General features: G+C 69.7%; 16 protein-coding genes. 7 read left to right on the forward strand and 9 right to left on the reverse strand.

Annotated features, from left to right (window positions below):
- Nucleotides 1–6: 6 nt before the first annotated feature.
- From C8250_RS29880 to cimA, 5 genes are all read left to right on the forward strand, one after another.
- Nucleotides 7–1,041 carry an agmatine deiminase family protein gene (locus C8250_RS29880; protein ID WP_138358226.1) on the forward strand — a complete coding sequence of 345 codons (1,035 nt, stop codon included), beginning with the start codon at nucleotides 7–9 and terminating at the stop codon, nucleotides 1,039–1,041.
- 27 nt (nucleotides 1,042–1,068) lie between these two features.
- Complete coding sequence (locus C8250_RS29885) at nucleotides 1,069–1,680, forward strand: TetR/AcrR family transcriptional regulator (RefSeq protein WP_244809446.1); 612 nt, start codon at nucleotides 1,069–1,071, stop codon at nucleotides 1,678–1,680.
- 24 nt (nucleotides 1,681–1,704) lie between these two features.
- Nucleotides 1,705–2,247: a hypothetical protein gene (locus C8250_RS29890; protein WP_138358224.1), complete on the forward strand. Its 543-nt coding sequence runs from the start codon at nucleotides 1,705–1,707 to the stop codon at nucleotides 2,245–2,247.
- Between the two features lie 60 nt (nucleotides 2,248–2,307).
- Complete coding sequence (locus C8250_RS29895) at nucleotides 2,308–3,645, forward strand: MFS transporter (RefSeq protein WP_138358223.1); 1,338 nt, start codon at nucleotides 2,308–2,310, stop codon at nucleotides 3,643–3,645.
- Between the two features lie 277 nt (nucleotides 3,646–3,922).
- Nucleotides 3,923–5,521, forward strand: a complete 1,599-nt coding sequence (gene cimA / locus C8250_RS29900; protein ID WP_138358222.1) for a citramalate synthase — start codon at nucleotides 3,923–3,925, stop codon at nucleotides 5,519–5,521.
- 18 nt (nucleotides 5,522–5,539) lie between these two features.
- Here cimA and C8250_RS29905 read toward each other — a convergent pair whose 3' ends face one another.
- The 5 genes from C8250_RS29905 to C8250_RS29925 form a co-directional block, all read right to left on the reverse strand.
- Nucleotides 5,540–6,208, reverse strand: coding sequence for a hypothetical protein (locus C8250_RS29905; RefSeq protein ID WP_138358220.1), 669 nt, complete (start codon nucleotides 6,206–6,208; stop codon nucleotides 5,540–5,542).
- The gene (locus C8250_RS29910) at nucleotides 6,205–6,804 is read right to left on the reverse strand and encodes a hypothetical protein (protein WP_138358218.1); all 600 of its coding nucleotides are present in this window, start codon (nucleotides 6,802–6,804) and stop codon (nucleotides 6,205–6,207) included. The genes C8250_RS29905 and C8250_RS29910 overlap by 4 nt, the downstream gene beginning before the upstream one ends.
- Nucleotides 6,801–8,171 (reverse strand): hypothetical protein, encoded by a 1,371-nt coding sequence (locus C8250_RS29915; protein WP_138358216.1) that lies wholly within the window; start codon nucleotides 8,169–8,171, stop codon nucleotides 6,801–6,803. The genes C8250_RS29910 and C8250_RS29915 overlap by 4 nt, the downstream gene beginning before the upstream one ends.
- Before the next feature lie 61 nt (nucleotides 8,172–8,232).
- Nucleotides 8,233–8,529 carry a hypothetical protein gene (locus tag C8250_RS29920; protein ID WP_138358214.1) on the reverse strand — a complete coding sequence of 99 codons (297 nt, stop codon included), beginning with the start codon at nucleotides 8,527–8,529 and terminating at the stop codon, nucleotides 8,233–8,235.
- Between the two features lie 225 nt (nucleotides 8,530–8,754).
- Complete coding sequence (locus tag C8250_RS29925; protein ID WP_232485258.1) at nucleotides 8,755–8,931, reverse strand: DUF397 domain-containing protein; 177 nt, start codon at nucleotides 8,929–8,931, stop codon at nucleotides 8,755–8,757.
- A 159-nt stretch (nucleotides 8,932–9,090) separates the two neighbouring features.
- Here C8250_RS29925 and C8250_RS29930 point away from each other — a divergent pair, with 159 nt between their 5' ends.
- Complete coding sequence (locus C8250_RS29930) at nucleotides 9,091–9,594, forward strand: hypothetical protein (RefSeq protein WP_138358232.1); 504 nt, start codon at nucleotides 9,091–9,093, stop codon at nucleotides 9,592–9,594.
- Between the two features lie 68 nt (nucleotides 9,595–9,662).
- On the opposite strand, the gene C8250_RS29935 is transcribed toward C8250_RS29930, so the two are convergent.
- The 4 genes from C8250_RS29935 to C8250_RS29950 form a co-directional block, all read right to left on the reverse strand.
- Nucleotides 9,663–9,908, reverse strand: a complete 246-nt coding sequence (locus C8250_RS29935; protein WP_138358210.1) for an RICIN domain-containing protein — start codon at nucleotides 9,906–9,908, stop codon at nucleotides 9,663–9,665.
- Between the two features lie 164 nt (nucleotides 9,909–10,072).
- Nucleotides 10,073–10,918: a class II fructose-bisphosphate aldolase gene (locus C8250_RS29940; RefSeq protein ID WP_138358208.1), complete on the reverse strand. Its 846-nt coding sequence runs from the start codon at nucleotides 10,916–10,918 to the stop codon at nucleotides 10,073–10,075.
- A gap of 56 nt (nucleotides 10,919–10,974) precedes the next feature.
- Nucleotides 10,975–11,871, reverse strand: coding sequence for a sugar isomerase (locus tag C8250_RS29945; RefSeq protein ID WP_138358206.1), 897 nt, complete (start codon nucleotides 11,869–11,871; stop codon nucleotides 10,975–10,977).
- Between the two features lie 187 nt (nucleotides 11,872–12,058).
- The gene (locus C8250_RS29950) at nucleotides 12,059–13,822 is read right to left on the reverse strand and encodes a beta-galactosidase family protein (RefSeq protein WP_138358204.1); all 1,764 of its coding nucleotides are present in this window, start codon (nucleotides 13,820–13,822) and stop codon (nucleotides 12,059–12,061) included.
- 195 nt (nucleotides 13,823–14,017) lie between these two features.
- On the opposite strand from C8250_RS29950, the gene C8250_RS29955 reads away from it, so the two are divergent.
- Nucleotides 14,018–16,444: a polysaccharide lyase 8 family protein gene (locus C8250_RS29955; RefSeq protein ID WP_138358202.1), complete on the forward strand. Its 2,427-nt coding sequence runs from the start codon at nucleotides 14,018–14,020 to the stop codon at nucleotides 16,442–16,444.
- The last annotated feature ends 27 nt before the right edge of the window (nucleotides 16,445–16,471 follow it).

Below are 16,471 nucleotides of genomic sequence, written 5' to 3' on the forward strand. Positions count from 1 at the left end.
CGCACCATGAACACGACCCCTGCAGCCGACGGCTTCCGGATGCCCCCCGAGTGGGCCCCGCACGCCCGCACCTGGATGGCGCTGCCGTCCGCCAGCACCACCTTCGCGGACGACGAGGACCTCGACGTATCCCGTCGCGCCTGGGCCGAGGTGGCCCGCACCATCAGCCGCTACGAGCCGGTCACCGTGCTCACCACCCCCGGTGACGGCGACAGGGCCCGCGCGCTGCTCGGCCCCGGTGTCGACGTCGTGGAGCAGCCGCTCAACGACGCGTGGATGCGCGACATGGGCCCGACGTTCCTGGTCCGCGACGGCGAACTGGCCTCCGCGAACTGGGTGTTCAACGGCTGGGGCGCCCAGGAGTGGGCGCAGTGGGACCTGGACTCCCAGGTCGGCGCGAAGGTCGCCGAGCTGGCCGGTGCGCGCGCCTACGCCTCGTCGCTGGTCAACGAGGGCGGCGGCATCCACGTCGACGGCGAGGGCACCGTCCTGCTCACCGAGACCGTCCAGCTCGACCCGGGCCGCAACCCGGGCTGGACCAAGGAGCGGGTCGAGGAGGAGCTGCACGCGTACCTCGGCACGACCAAGGCGATCTGGCTTCCGCGCGGGCTGACCGCCGACTACGGACTCTTCGGCACCCGCGGCCATGTCGACATCCTGGCCGCGTTCGTCCGGCCCGGCACGGTCGTCGTGCACAGTCAGCAGGACCCGTCGCACCCCGACCACGCGGTGTCGCAGGAAGCGATCAAGCTGCTCCGCGACGCCACCGACGCGCGCGGCCGCGCCCTGGAGGTCGTCGAGCTGCCCGCCCCCTCGGTCACCGAGGAGGACGGAGAACTGGTCGACTACTCTTACGTGAACCACTACCTGTGCAACGGCGCCGTCGTGCTGTGCTCCTTCGACGACCCGGCCGACCGGGTCAACGCGGAGATCTTCGGCCGGCTCTTCCCGGAGCGCGAAGTGGTCCCGGTCGACGCCCGCACGATCTTCGCGCACGGCGGCGGCATCCACTGCATCACGCAACAGCAGCCCCAGGTGTGACCCAGGGATACATCGTCGGAGGACAGGGTGACCGGACAGCCCCGCGCCAGGCGGCGGCTCAAGCAGCCCCGTGAACTGGTGATGGCGGCCGCGATGACGGCCATCGCGGAGCACGGTCTGGCCGAACTCACCCTCGCCGGTCTCGGCCGCGAGGTCGGTATGAGCAGCGGTCACGTCCTCTACTACTTCGGCAGCAAGGACGAGCTGCTCCTCCAGACCCTGGAGTGGAGCGAGGAGCAGCTCGGCGCCCAGCGCCGCGCCCTGCTGTCCAAGCCGCTGCCCGCCCGCGAGCGGCTCGACCTGATCATCGACCACTACCTCGCCGACGGCCACCGCGATCCGCACTGGGTGCTGTGGTCCGAGGTCTGGACCCGCTCCCAGTTGGGCGAGGAAGGCCTCCAGCGACAGCTCTCGCTCGAACTGGCCTGGCACCGGGACCTGGTGGCGCTGGTCGCCGAGGGCATCTCCCGCGGCGAGTTCCGCGCCACCGACCCCGAACGCTTCTCCGTCCGGCTCCGCGCGCTGCTCGACGGCTTCGGCACCCACCTGGTCGTCGGCCTCCCCGGCACCGACCGCGAGGCGGTGCTCGGGCACGTCCGGGAGTTCCTCCAGGAGGGCCTGTTCGCGCCCGCCGCGTAGGCTTTCGCGGCTACCGTGGAGAGCGTGACCGCCCTCGTCGTCGCCGTTGTCGGTGTCCTCGGCACACTCCTGACCGCCCTGCTGGCGCACCGCGTTGCCGCCAGGAATGGCAACCGTGCGGAGCGGAAGGCATCGAACGCGCAGCTGAACCAGTCGATCCGGCGGTATCACGACGCGCTGTCCGGCTGCCTGGCCGTGCGGAGCGACGCCCTCGAGGTCGCGCGCCGCCAGGTACTGGAGGAGGCGCGCGCTGCGAACCGCGAGACGTACGCGGAGGCCCAGATGGTCATCAGCGACGCGGTGCTGGTCTCCGCGGCGGAGCTCATCGGGCGGCTGAACCGGGTGTACTCGCTGCTCACGCCCGCCGGCGGCGAGCAGCCGTCGGGGGAGCGGCGGAGCGAGGCGGAGACCGAACTGGCCGGGTGCTCCGACGATCTGTATGCGCTGCGCCAGCAGATGCGCCGCGATCTGGGCATCACCGAACTGCCGCCGCAACGGCCGGCGCCCCCGCGGCCGGGGCCCACCCGGTACTCCGGGGGAGGCGGGGGCAGCAGCGCGGGTCCGTGAGCCGGCGCCGCCGGAGGCGGTCTTGCGGGGGAACGGTCGGTTCCGGCACGGTCGTTGACCATGGGCACCACGGAACGCGCCGACGGTCAGCAGCACTGGAAGAAGATCTGGGTCGGCTCGGCCGGCAACATGGTCGAGTGGTTCGACTGGTTCGTGTACTCGACGTTCGCGACGTACTTCGCGGCCTCGTTCTTCCCCAAGGGGGACGAGACCGCCCAGATGCTGAACACGATGGGCATCTTCGCGGTCGGCTTCTTCATGCGGCCGGTGGGCGGCTGGCTGCTCGGCCGGATCGGCGACCGCAAGGGCCGCAAGGCGGCTCTGACGCTCTCCGTCTCGCTGATGTCGGCGAGCGCGGTGCTGATCGCGGCGGCGCCGACGTACGCGGTCGCCGGGTACGGCGGCGCGGCCGTCCTGCTCGTGGCGCGGCTGCTGCAGGGTCTGTCGGTCGGCGGTGAGTACGCGGCGAGCGCCACGTATCTGACAGAGGCGTCGGCGCCCGGCCGCCGCGGGTTCGCCTCCAGCTTCCAGTACGTGTCGATGACCGTCGGGCAGATCATCGGCCTCGGACTGCAGCTGATCCTGCAGCACACGATGTCCGACGGAGCGCTGCACAGCTGGGGCTGGCGGATCCCGTTCATCGTCGGCGCCGCCGGCGCGGCCATCGTCTTCTACCTGCGGCGCAACATGCTGGAGACGGACGTCTACGAGGGGGCGTCCGCGGAAGCGGGCGAGGCCGGGGAGGACAGCGGCACCCTGGGGACGCTGTGGAAGCACCGGCGCGAGGCGTTCCTGGTCATGGCGCTCACCATGGGCGGCACCGTCGCGTACTACACGTACACCGTGTACCTCACGAAGTATCTGTCCAGCAGCGCGGGCCTGCCCAAGCAGACCGCGACCCTCGTCAGTTTCTGCGCGCTGACGGTCTTCGCCTGTCTGCAGCCGCTCGCGGGAGCGCTGTCGGACCGCATCGGCCGCCGCCCGCTGCTGATCACCTTCGCGGTCGGCTCGACCTTCCTCACCGTCCCGATCATGACGATGCTCCGGCACGTCAGCGGCTTCTGGTCGGCCCTGGGGCCGGCCCTGCTCGCGCTGGTGGTCGTCACCGGCTACACGTCGATCAACGCCTGTGTGAAGGCCGAGCTCTTCCCGACCCACATCCGCGCCCTGGGCGTCGCCCTGCCGTACGCCCTCGCCAACGCCCTCTTCGGCGGCACCGCGGAGTACGTTGCGCTGTGGTTCAAGAAGGGCGGCATCGAGTCCGGCTACTACTGGTACGTGGCGGGCTGCGCGGCCGTGTCGCTCGTCGTCTACCTGTCGATGCGCGAGACGAAGGAGATCGATCTGCACCGGGTGGGCCCCGACACGCGGGACCGTGAGAAGGCGCTCGCATCCTGAGACGGGCCGGAGCGCGGGGGCAGGTCTGTGCCAGACTGCCTTCGTGCTCTCCAACGTCATCATTATGGACAGCGCACGCCGGTCCGCAGTGAGCGCCCCGTAGAAAACGTACGGCAGCGACCACCGTGTCCCAGACCCGCGTGCAGACCTCTCGCATCCGCGAGAGGTTTTTTCGTTTCCCGGCCCACCCACGCCGGACGCGAAGCGCGAGGGATCATTGGGGGCAAGTGGAGACGGGTCTTCCGGTAGCCACTCATCCGACAGGAGTCTCACCACCATGACAGCCGCATTGGACGACAGCTTCCATGTCTTCGACACCACGCTGCGCGACGGCGCGCAGCGTGAGGGGATCAACCTCACCGTCGCGGACAAGCTGACGATCGCCCGGCACCTGGACGACTTCGGGGTGGGCTTCATCGAGGGCGGCTGGCCGGGCGCCAACCCCCGCGACACCGAGTTCTTCGCCCGTGCCGCCACCGAGCTGGAACTGCGGCACGCCACGCTGGTCGCCTTCGGTGCCACCCGCCGCCCCGGCGGCAAGGCCGCCGAGGACATGCAGGTCAAGGCGCTGCTGGACTCCCAGGCTCCGGTGATCACGCTGGTCGCCAAATCCCACGACCGTCATGTCGAGCTGGCGCTGCGCACCACGCTGGAAGAGAACCTGGAGATGGTCCGCGACACCGTCTCCTACCTGCGCGAGCAGGGAAGGCGGGTGTTCGTCGACTGCGAGCACTTCTTCGACGGCTACAAGGCCAACCCGGAGTACGCGAAGCAGGTCGTGAGGACCGCGCACGAGGCCGGCGCCGACGTCGTCGTCCTCTGCGACACCAACGGCGGCATGCTGCCCGCACAGGTACAGGCCGTGGTCGGCCTCGTCCTCGCCGACACCGACGCGCGGCTGGGCATCCACGCCCAGGACGACACCGGCTGCGCGGTCGCCAACACCCTCGCCGCCGTCGACGCGGGCGCCACCCACGTGCAGTGCACGGCCAACGGCTACGGCGAGCGGGTCGGCAACTCCAACCTCTTCCCGGTGGTCGCCGCCCTGGAGCTCAAGTACGGCAAGAAGGTGCTCCCCGAGGGCGCGCTGGCCGAGATGACCCGCATCTCGCACGCCATCGCCGAGGTCGTCAACCTCGCGCCGTCCACCCACCAGCCCTACGTCGGCGTCTCCGCCTTCGCGCACAAGGCCGGTCTGCACGCCTCCGCGATCAAGGTCGACCCGGATCTTTACCAGCACATCGACCCCGAGCAGGTCGGCAACACCATGCGGATGCTCGTCTCCGACATGGCGGGACGCGCCTCCATCGAGCTCAAGGGCAAGGAACTCGGCATCGACCTCGGCGACGACCGCGAGCTCGTCGGCCGGGTCGTCGCCCGCGTCAAGGAGCGCGAGCTCCAGGGCTACACCTACGAGGCGGCCGACGCCTCCTTCGAACTGCTGCTGCGCGACGAGATCAACGGCCGCCCCCGCCGCTACTTCCGCGTCGAGTCCTGGCGCGCGATCGTCGAGGACCGCCCCGACGGCACCCACGCCAACGAGGCCACGGTGAAGGTGTGGGCGAAGGGCGAGCGCATCGTCGCCACAGCGGAGGGCAACGGCCCCGTCAACGCCCTGGACCGCGCACTGCGCGTCGCCCTGGAACGGATCTACCCGCAGCTCGCCGAGCTCCAGCTCGTCGACTACAAGGTCCGCATCCTCGAAGGCCGCCAGGGCACCGACTCCACCACCCGCGTCCTGGTCACCACCAGCGACCGCAAGGGCGAGTGGAACACGGTCGGTGTGGCCGAGAACGTGATCGCCGCGTCCTGGCAGGCGCTGGACGACGCTTACGCGTACGGGCTGCTGCGGGCGGGCGTCGACCCGCAGGAGTAATGGGGCCCGGGGCCCCCGTCAGCTGGTGGCGGGGGCCTGTCCGGTGGACCCGGTTCCGGTCTTGTCCGGGTCCGGGATGCAGCGGATGCTGCGGACGAATGCGTCCAGGTCGGGGAGGACTTCCAGGAATCGCTGGTGGTCCCACGACATCAGGAAGACGTGCACGTCCGTGTCGAAGTCGTCGTCGCGGAAGATGTAGTTGACCTGGTCGTACTGACCGATTTCGGTGACACCGCTCCACTGGGCCTTGACGCCCCGACCGAGCGCTTCGGTCTCGAACCACTCCGCAACCGGTTGGACCGTCGCGCTCTTGGTGCCGAAGTAGCTGTAGTGCTGGAACGCCTCTTCCCTGGTTCCTTCACGCTTCCACAGTGCGATGGCGACCGCGACCGGCATCTTCGTGTAGTCGGGGCAGTGAAAGTACAGCTTGTGCGCAGCCACGCTGCCGACGATTTCGCTCTGCCCCCGGACCAGGGCTTGCGCGAAGGGCAGAACTTCCTTCTTCACGACCTTCTTGGTCAGCTCCCGGCCGCCACGAAGGAAGCGGTCACCGGCGTAGTCGAAAGCCCACTCGGCGGCATCCGCCCATTTGGTGCCCTTGAAGGCAAGAGGGATGGGAAACCAGACGTCCCGGTCGTAGTCGATCCGGGCCCAGTTCTCCGTCGACTTGCGGTGGTCGAAGCTCACGCGTCCTCCTGCTGGTACTTCCACCGGAACGTGCTCATGATCGCATCGAACAGCGCGCCGAGGAGTTTTGCGATGTCGTCGTCGGGGCTTCCCCCACCGAATGTGGAGAACGAGGAGAGCAGCCAGCTGTCGGCGGTTCCGGGCACGGGAAGTATGTACTCGATGCGCCGCGACGCGTAATCGACCTCGCGTTCCGGATCGGCGTCGTAGTTCCGTTCCGTCCGGATGCCGGAGCACCCGGCGATTTCCACCGGCTCCCCACCCCGAGTCGTCGACAGTACTTCGGCCAGCACCTGCTGGGGATCAGGTGCGTCGAGCCGCCCGAATTCGACGTAGGAGATCAGGAACGAGGCCGGAAGGTTCTGCTCGCGGTTTCCCATGGGCAGGAAGAGATCGACGCCCGCGTTTTGACGCGCCTGGTTGATCACCTTTTTCAGCCGCGCCTCCAACTCCCGCCGGTACTGGGCGACCTGATCGCGTCCATGCTTCGCGAAGGCGCGGTCGAGGAGGGCGGCGATGGCCTTGTCCGTGCCCCGCTGGACCGGGATCTTCTCCCACTCGTCCGGGACGACCAGCCGGTATCCGCTCACTGTCATGAGCCGACCTCCACGGTGGTCAGTTCCTTGAACTTGCCGAATATGGGCAAGGGCTTCGAGGTGTCGCCTTCCACCACCGGGTGCAGGAGATCGCCGTCGAACCCCTTGCCGTGCACCAGGTTCCCGATGAAGTTGAACGTGTCGCTGCCGCCCGCCCAGTGGCTGAACTCGTCGGCCGCATTGGCGGCGCCATTGATGATCCGCACCGTCTTCAGGAAGCCGCCCGCGCGAGTGAGCGCGTTGGGGAACAGCCGGGTGTTCGGGAACTCCTCAGCGAGTTGGCGGAGTTTCGTCATGTTCTCCAGGACTTCCTTCTCGCCGCCGGCGAGGAACTTCTGGCCGACCGCGGTGCCGTAGTCGGACAGCGAGGACCACAGTCGGGTGAAGCCTTCCTGGTCCGCGCCTTCTGCCATGTCCGCGCCTTCGGCCAATGCCCGGCTCGCGTTCGTCCCGCCCTCCTCGCCCTCCGCTCCGGCGCGCGTCGCGTTCGCCACTCCCTCGGCGAACTCCGTCGAGCCGTCCAGCAGGCCCTTCGCCCAGGCCGCGGTGCCCAGGGTGACGATGGCGAAGGCGTCCATCGCCACGTCCGTCCAGGAGCCGTCGCCGGTGAGGGCGACGGCGGTATGGCCGAGCAGGGCGGCCAGCATCAGTCCACCGAGCAGGGCGGTGGCGATGTCCAGGCCGGGGATGAAGAGCGAGACGATGATGAGGGCGGTGACGATCCAGGTACAGATGTCGGCGAGCAGCTTGATCAGCCCGGCATGCTCATGGATGAAGTCTTTGATCCCGTCCCACCGGCTGTCCTTCAAGCCGTCGTGTTCGGTGTCCTCGATCTTCTGCATCCAATGGTGGGCACGTTCGTCCCGATGGCTCTTCGTATGCGCCAACTGCGTTTTCGCCTGCGCCAGTTCGCCCTGGGCAGCCTGTTTCGCGTGGTCCAGGACGTCCTTGTGGTGTTGCTGCTCCGGGGTGAGTTTCGGCGCCGGCTGCCCGGGCGCCGGCTTCGCTTCGGGGGAGTTGGCGGTCGGCGCGACGGCCTGGGCCTTGGTCAGGGCCTTCAGCGACTCGGACTGGCAGTGGTCCAGGTCGTCGGCCCAACTGCCCAAATACCCGGACACCGTCTCGTACCGGGTGGCGACCTTTCCCAGGTCGCCCTTGAGTTCCGAAGCGGTATCGCGGAGCTTGTCGGCGAACTTGCCGACGTTCTCGTCGCCTGCGATATCCGTCAACAGGCCGATCTGATCGCGGATCGTCTCGGCCATTTTGCTGAGTCGCTTGGCTTCGGCTCGAACCTCGTGCGGTTCCCCGGGTATCGGGTCCTGGCTCTCGTCGAGCACGGCCCATTCGTAGTCCGGCGGCCTACTCATGCTGCTGGTTCTCCTCAGACGTGAACATGCTGGATCGACTACTGGCGGGGGGAGACGGGGGCTACTTCTTCTTGCCTGCTCCGTCGAGGCCGTCTTCGAGCTTCTTGTCCACGTCCTTGAAGGCTTCCATGGTCTTCTCGGCCATCTCGCCCATCGCCTTCACCTTGTCCAGCAGCTTGTGCCGGTGGTAGTCCCAGTTGCTGGCGAAGTCGTGCATCGCGTGAGCGATGTCACCGGAGCCGAGAAATTCCTTGATTTCCTTCTGGCGCCCGCCCGTGTCCCCCAGCTCCCGCTGGATCGTCTGCAGGCTCTTCGTCGATTCTTCGAGCCTGTCGTAGGACACTTTGGGGTCCGCCATCCCCGCAACCATTCCGCTCGCCCTGGTCATGATCTGAATGCCGGGGAGGATTTCGCGGCATGCGGGCGCGCCACATCAACTGCGGGAGTTCCCCTGTTCGGCAATCCATTGATCGTTTCAAGCCCACGGGGGCCGGACAACCTGGAGCTCGCAAAGAACGGTAAAGACCTGGCCTATTCCTGACTCACGGTGACCAGGCGCTGCGGACCGGGCGGCGTCGTACGCCTACGCGGTGAGGTCGGCCCCGGCGGCGAAGGCGACGAAGCGGGTCCAGGCGGCGGGCGAGACCGTCAGAGCCGGGCCGTCAGGGTCCTTGGAGTCACGGATGTGCACGGCCTGGGGGTGGGCGGCGACGGGTCCATGCTGTGCGATCGCCCCAGCGGCCCACCAACACAGCGCCAACGCCTCCGCGGGCACGGCCTGTTACCCGTCCGGCCACCCTCTGGCGGACGCGCGTAGAACTCGGGCACACTCGTCACGCACCAACAGCGGCACCTGCACAACCGCCCCACCGGTTGCACGTATCCCGCAGGAGGTTCCCGTATGAGTCCCAGCAGAGTGATGAAGCTCCGCAGGGTGCTGAGCGCGCTCGTTCTCGCGCTCGGTGTCCTGTTCGCCCCGGGGGTCGGCATCGCCGCCTCCCACGACGCCTACGCGGTCAGCAAGCTGACACACGCACAGGCCACGTCCATGTTCAGCTCGGCGGGGATCACCTGGTCCTCGTCCGGCGGCTGCTCCAACCGCAACGTCTCCACCTGTACGTCCTTCGACCAGCTCAACCTGGCCACCGCGCAGGGTGCCGTCACGCTCAAGCACGCGAGCGGCTGCGCCCTGAACATCACCGGCGGCACGGAGACCGGGCACGCGAGCGGCACGTACAGCCACTGGAACGGCTACAAGCTCGACTTCGGCAAGAACACCTGCATCACCAACTACATCCACCGGTTCACGTACATCGGGCTGCGGGGCGACGGTGCTCCGCAGTACAAGTCCGGGTCGGGGAACATCTACGCCGACGAGGGCAGCCACTGGGACGTCCTCTACTACAACTGCGGCGGCTGCTGAGAGTTCCGAACGAGCCGGTCACGGCCCGCACCGCCCGTGACCGGCTGCCTATGTGCGGAGCACCGTGCTCAGAGCCCGGTCTGCCACTGCCACTGCTGGTCGGGGTGGCCGTGGCAGTCCCAGATGACCAGGGCCGTGCCGTTCGCGGTGCTTCCGTTGTTGGCCAGCCCCACACACTTGTGCGCGCCGGCGAGACTGTGCCAGAGGTAGCTGTCGGCCTGTGCGTCGGCGTTGGCGGTCCCGGGGAGGACCAGTGCTGCGATTCCGGTCGCCGCCGCTAACAGCCCTAGCCGATATTTCAGACGAGATCTCATGAGCGATTTCTCCCTCGGATCAGTGGAAACTGCGTGACGGCCAGATTTCCGGCAAGCCCTTCGGCCTGTCCACAGACGTTCCGCTGAACGGAACCAGCGGCGCTTTTCTCAGCCAGGTGCCGTGACGTCCGGCGAGGACGCTCCCTGGAGCCGGCGCCGGCGCCCTAGCCCGCGGCCGGACCGGCCAGTACCCGCAGCAGTCGTGCCACCTCGTCCGTGACGGCGGAGCGCCCCGGGCCGAGGTACTTGCGGGGGTCGGTCAGTTGCGGCTGTGCCGTCAGCGTCTCGCGCACCGCCGCCGTGAAGCAGGCGTTGAGGTGGGTGGCGATGTTGACCTTCACCATGCCGTGCGTGACGGCCCGCGCCAGGTCCTCGTCCGAGACGCCCGACGAGCCGTGCAGGACGAGCGGCACCCTGACATCGGCTCGCAGCCGTCCGATCAGCTCGAAGTCCAGCGCAGCGGTCCGCGTGCTCATCGCGTGCGACGTGCCGACGGCGACGGCCAGGCCGTCCACGCCGGTCGCCGCGACGTACGCCGCCGCCTCGGCCGGATCGGTGCGCACGCCCGGCGCGTGCACCCCGTCCTTGCCGCCGACCTCGCCCAGCTCGGCCTCCAGCCAGACGCCCGCGCGGTGGCAGTGCTCGGCCACCGAGGCGGTGACGGCCACGTTCTCCTCGTAGGGCAGCGTCGAGGCGTCGAACATCACCGAGGTGAGGCCCAGCGCGACGGCCTGCTCCACGAGCATGCGGTCGGTCGCGTGGTCGAGGTGGACGGCGACCGGTACGGAGGCGGCGCGGGCGATGGCGAGGGTCGCGGCCGCGACCGGCTCCAGGGCGCCGTGGTAGAGCACCGCGTTCTCGCTGATCTGCAGGATCACCGGCAGACCCGCGCGCTCCGCGCCCGCCGTGATGGCGGTGGCGTGCTCCAGCTGGATGACGTTGAACGCGCCGACCCCCCGGCCGGCGGCCATCGCGGGGCCGGTGATCTCACCCGTGGTGACCAGTGGCATGGGATCCCCTTCAAGCAGTCGGATTCAGGTAGTCGGACGGAAGCAGGCGGAGCGCGTCAGGACAGAACGACGGAACGCGTCAGGTTGCGCGGGGTGTCGGGGTTGAGGCCGTTCGCCTCGGCGATGGCGACGGCCAGCCGCTGCACCCGGATCAGATCGGCCAGCGGGTCGGTGCCCGAGGCCTCCAGCGTGCCGCCGGTGCGCGCCACGTCCCCGTCCAGGCCCTCCGGGAGATCGCCGAAGACCCAGGCGATCCGGTTCGGGCCGGTGATCGAGATGGGGCCGTGCCGGTACTCCATCGCGGGGTACGACTCGGTCCAGGCGCCCGCCGCCTCCCGCATCTTGAGGCCGGCCTCCAGCGCGATGCCGTAGGACCAGCCGGTGCCCAGGAAGCTGAACTGTTCGGCGCCCAGCAGGTCCGGCGACAGCACCTCGGCGATCGCGCGGCGCGCGTCGGCGACGGCGGGCGCGATGTCCTCGCCCAGGTGGGTGCGGAGCAGCGCCAGCACGCTGGTCGCGAAGCGGGTCTGGACGACGGACTTCTCGTCGGCGAAGTCCAGCACGACCAGGTCGTCCACGAGGTCCACGATCGGGGTGTCCGGATCGCCGATGACCGCTGTGGTCCTGACCGTTCCGCGCGTCCCGCCCGTCCCGCGCACCTTGCGGAGCAGTTCCAGCACCTCGGTGGTGGTGCCGGAGCGGGTGATGGCCACGATCCGGTCGTAGTCGCGGCCGTAGGGGAACTCGGAGGCGGCGAAGGCGTCGGTCACGCCCAGCCCGGCGCGCTCGCGCAGCACGGCGTACGACTGGGCCATGAACCAGGAAGTACCGCAGCCCACGACCGCGACCTTCTCCCCGGTGGCGGGCAGCAGGCCCGCGACCTCGGGGATGAGTCCGGCGGCGCGCTCCCAGCACTCGGGCTGGGTGGCGATCTCTTCCGCGGTGATCGACATGGAGGTGCCGTCCCTTCGTCGTTCCGTCCGTCAGGTCGGACGGTACTGGATGCCCCGCCCGGATCCGGTGGCGAGGCGGAAAAATGGACTAGACCAGATGGATGGACCGCAGAACCGGTCGACGGAACCGGTCGACGGAACCGGCCAGTGGAGCCGGCCCGTGGAGCCGGCCTGTGGAACCGGCCGGTCAGCCGAGGTCGGGTTCGGTGCGGATCTCGACGAACGGTCCGGCGTGCCCGTCGAGTTCGAGGACGGCGATCTCGTTGCGGCCGGGACGCAGCAGAGGCCACGGCACGTAGAGGGTCCGCTGCGGGCCGCGGTCCCAGTAGCGGCCCAGGCAGAAGCCGTTGACCCAGACGTAGCCCTTGGTCCAGCCGGGCAGCGCGAGGTAGCCGTCCGCGGGCACGTCGACGTCCAGGAAGCCGCGGTGGAACGCGGCGGGGGCCGGGCTGCTTGAGGCAGCGGCGGCGCCCCACGGCAAGCTGTCCGGCGTCCCGTCGCCGAGCGGCACCGGCTCGGCGGTCCAGCCGTGCAGGTACTGCTGGGTGTGCAGCACGCCCGACAGGCCCTTGCGGTCGCCGATCGCGGCACCGTAGTTGACCCGGCCCATGGACTCGACGAGCAGCTCCAGCTGGGCGGCCGGCCCGTCCACCGCGATCTCCGGCCGCTCGTCGCCGTCGCGTTCCAGTACGGCGGCCGGTGCGCCGTCCACGAAGACGTGCGCCCGGTCGGCCAGGCCCTCCAGGGTGAGCGGATACGCCTTGCGGGGGCCGGGGATGCTGGTCCGGTAGAGCACCAGGCCGTGGGCCAGGCCGAGTTCCTCGAAGGACGGCGGCACCGGGGAGTGGACGGTGCCGGTCGAGAGCTGCCCGATGACGTCGAACAGCGGTACGGACTCGGTGAGTTCGATCCGGGCGGGCGCCAGCAGCGGCGGCATCGGCTCGGGGTCCGGCGCCGGCTGTTCGGCGTAGGCCGCGAGCACCTCGCGGAACGCCCAGAACTTGGGGGTGGGCGCGCCGCGCTCGTCGATCGGCGCGTCGTAGTCGTAGGACGTGATCGTCGGCTGGTAGCCCTCGCCGGTGCGCGGGTCGGCGGTGTTGGCGCCCGCCCAGGTACCGAAGTTGGTGCCGCCGTGCGCCATGTAGAGGTTGACGGAGGCGTCGTTCTCCAGGATCTCGCGCAGCGCGCTGGCGGCGTCCTCGGGGGAGCGGACGGTGTGCTTCTCACCCCAGTGGTCGAACCAGCCGTTCCAGAACTCCATGCACATCGCCGGGTCCTGCGGCCGGAAGCGGCGCAGCTCGCCGAACGCCTCGGTGGCGCGGCTGCCGAAGTTGACGGTGGCGAGATGGCCGGGGGCAGCCCCGCCAATGAGGAAGAAGTCCTCCGGACCGTCGGAGGTGAACAGCGGGACGTCGATCCCGCGCGACCTCAGGCCGTCGGCGAGGTACTGCAGGTAAGCGCTATCCGTACCGAATGACCCGTATTCATTTTCTATTTGGACCATCAGCACATTTCCGCCCCTGGTGGTCTGATGGGCCGCGATCATCGGGATCAGCCGGTCGTACCAGCGGTCCACATGGGCCAGGTACTGCGGGTCGGCGACCCGCAGCCGCAGGTTGCGGTCGGCCAGCAGCCACCAGGGCAGTCCGCCGTTCTCCCACTCCGCGCAGATGTACGGGCTGGGGCGCACGATCGCGTGCAGGCCGGCCTCGGCGGAGGCGCGCAGGAAGGCGTCCAGGTCGGCGATGCCGTCGAAGTCGTACTCGCCGGGGCGCGGCTCGTGGAGGTTCCACGGGACGTACGTCTCCACGGTGTTCAGGCCCATCGCGCGCAGCATGCGCAGCCGGTGCGGCCACTGTTCGGGGAGTGTGCGGAAGTAGTGCAGTGCGCCGGACAGCAGGCGCAGGGGGCGGCCGTCGAGGGAGAAGCCCTCGGGTGACATCTCGAGCATGAGGGTTCTCCGGTGCTGTGACGTGCTGCTGCGGTTGGCGTCAGCGTGATCGTAAGTGGGCGTTCCTGTCGCCACAATCCAAAGAATCAAACAGTGTTCAATCCGTTGTGGGGTGCGGAACGCCCGTGATAGAAACCGCTTACTAGAGAGAAGTGAAGCACACCGTCGTCTTCGCCCATGGAGGTTCCAACCGCCATGCCCTCCCCCTGGTCCCGCCGGACATTCCTCGCCGGAAGCGGCGCCGCGACCGTTGCCGCAGGCCTTCCCGCCGCCTCGCCCGCTGCCGCCGCACCTGCTGCCACCGTCCCCGCTGCGGCCGCCACCACGGAGGCCGCGGACGCCTTCGACACCCTGCGGCTGCGCTGGCGCGCCCTCACCCTGGGCACCGGATTCGACGCCGCTGCCGAGCCGTACGCGACGAAGCTCGCCACCCTCGGCACCGCCGCGCGCACCTCACTGGCGTCCATGGCCCCGGCCACCGGATCGCTCTGGCCCGACCAGCCGCTGAGCAGCACCGCCTCCATCACCGGCAGTTACGCCCGGCTCAACGAGATGGCGCAGGCCTGGGCCCAGCCCGCCACCGGCTCCACCGCCGACCCGGCGCTGATCGCGGCGGTCGTGCGGGGCCTGGACCACCTCTACGGGCAGGTCTACAACGAGAACACCACGCCGTTCCTCCCCAACTGGTGGGACTGGCAGATCGGCAGCCCCCGGCTCCTGCTCGACACGGTGACCGTGGCCTACGACGCGCTGAGCGCGGCTCAGACCGCCTCCTACCTGCGGGCCGTCGACCACTTCGTGCCGGACTCCGCCGTCGGCTCGTACTCCGGCACCAGCACCGGCGCGAACCGGGTCGACCTGTGCCGGGTCATCGCCACCCGGGGCGTGCTGGGCAAGTCGGCGGCGAAGCTGGTGCTGGCCCGCGACGCGCTGTCGCCGGTCTTCCCGTACGTGACGACCGGCGACGGGCTGTACGCCGACGGCTCGTTCGTCCAGCACACCTATGTCGCGTACACCGGCTCCTACGGCGAGGTGCAGATCGACGGCCTGGCGCGGCTGTTCGCCCTGCTCGCCGGCTCCACCTGGGCGGTCACCGACCCGAACCGGCAGATCATCCTGGACTCGGTCGAGAAGGCGTACGCACCCTTCCTCTACAACGGCCTGGTCATGGACGCCGTCTCCGGGCGCGCCATCAGCCGGGGCGTCGCCACCACCGATCCCACCCGTATCCAGGGCGACGACCACCGGCGCGGTCATCCGCTGCTCGCCCACATCGCGCTGCTCGCCGAGGGCGCGAGCGCCAACGAGCGGACCCGCTGGCAGGGCCTGGTGAAGGGCTGGATCCAGCGCGACTACTACAGCCCGGTGCTGGCGGACGCCAAGCTCGGCACAGCCGACCTCGCCCGGCTGCAGGCCATCGCCGACAGCGCCGTGACCGCGGTGGCGGAACCCGTCGCGCACCGGCTCTTCACCGGCATGGACCGGGCCGTCCACCGCCGCGCCGACTGGGCCGCCGCGATCAGCATGGCCTCGAAGCGCATCACGTACTACGAGAACGGCAACGGCGAGAACCTGCGGGGCTGGCACACCGGCTCGGGCATGCTCTCCTGGTGGGGCTCCACCTACGGCAACGGCCAGTACAGCGACGCCTTCTGGCCCACCGTCGACCCGTACCGGCTGCCCGGCACCACGGTGTCGAAGAAGGCACTCGCGGACGGGGAGGGCGGCGCGTGGGGCGCGGCGCGGCCGGACGTGACCTGGGTCGGCGGCGCCACGGACGGAGTGTTCGCGGCGGTCGGCCAGCACCTCAAGGGCCTGTCGAGCACGATGAGCGCCCGCAAGTCGTGGTTCTGTCTGGACGACACGGTCGTCTGTCTCGGCGCGGGCATCACCAGCACCGACGGCACGGCCGTCGAGACCGTCGTCGAGAACCGGAACCTCGGCGCGACCGGCACCCACGGCCTCGCCGTCAACGGCACCACGCAGTCCACGGCGCTCGGCTGGTCCGCGACCCTGGCCGGCACCACCTGGGCCCGGATCACCGGCTTCGGGGGCTATGTCTTCCCGGGCGGCGGGGGAGCGACGGTGAAGGCGGTGCGCGAGGCGCGCACCGGCACCTGGGCCGCCATCAACACCGGCGGCACGACCGATGCGCTGACCCGCCGCTATCTCACCCTCTGGCTCGACCACGGCGTGAACCCGACCAACGCCTCCTACGCCTATCTCGTCATGCCGGGCGCGACCGCCGCCGCCACCGCGGCCCGCGCCGCCGCCACCGGCTGGCCGGTGACCCTCGCCAACACCGCCGCGCAGCAGGGCGTCTCGGTGCCGTCGCTGGGGTTCACCGGGATCAACTTCTGGTCGGCGGGCACCGTCGGCGGCGTCACCGCCTCGCTCCCGGCCTCCGTCATGATCCGCGTCAGCGGCACCACGGCCACGGTCTGCGTCTCGGAGCCGCCCCGGTCCGGCGGCTCGCTCGACATCACCTGGAGCCGGCCGGTGTCCGCCGTCACCTCCAAGGACGCCACAGTCACCGTCACCGGCACCGGGGCCTCACTGCGGCTCACCATCGCGCCGGGCACCACCGGGGCGACCCACCGGGCCACGGTGACTCTGGCGTGACACGCGGTCTAAATGATTCGTTCACGC

The sequence above is a fragment of the Streptomyces sp. So13.3 genome (assembly GCF_005860785.2).
In the GTDB taxonomy this organism is placed as follows: domain Bacteria; phylum Actinomycetota; class Actinomycetes; order Streptomycetales; family Streptomycetaceae; genus Actinacidiphila; species Actinacidiphila fildesensis.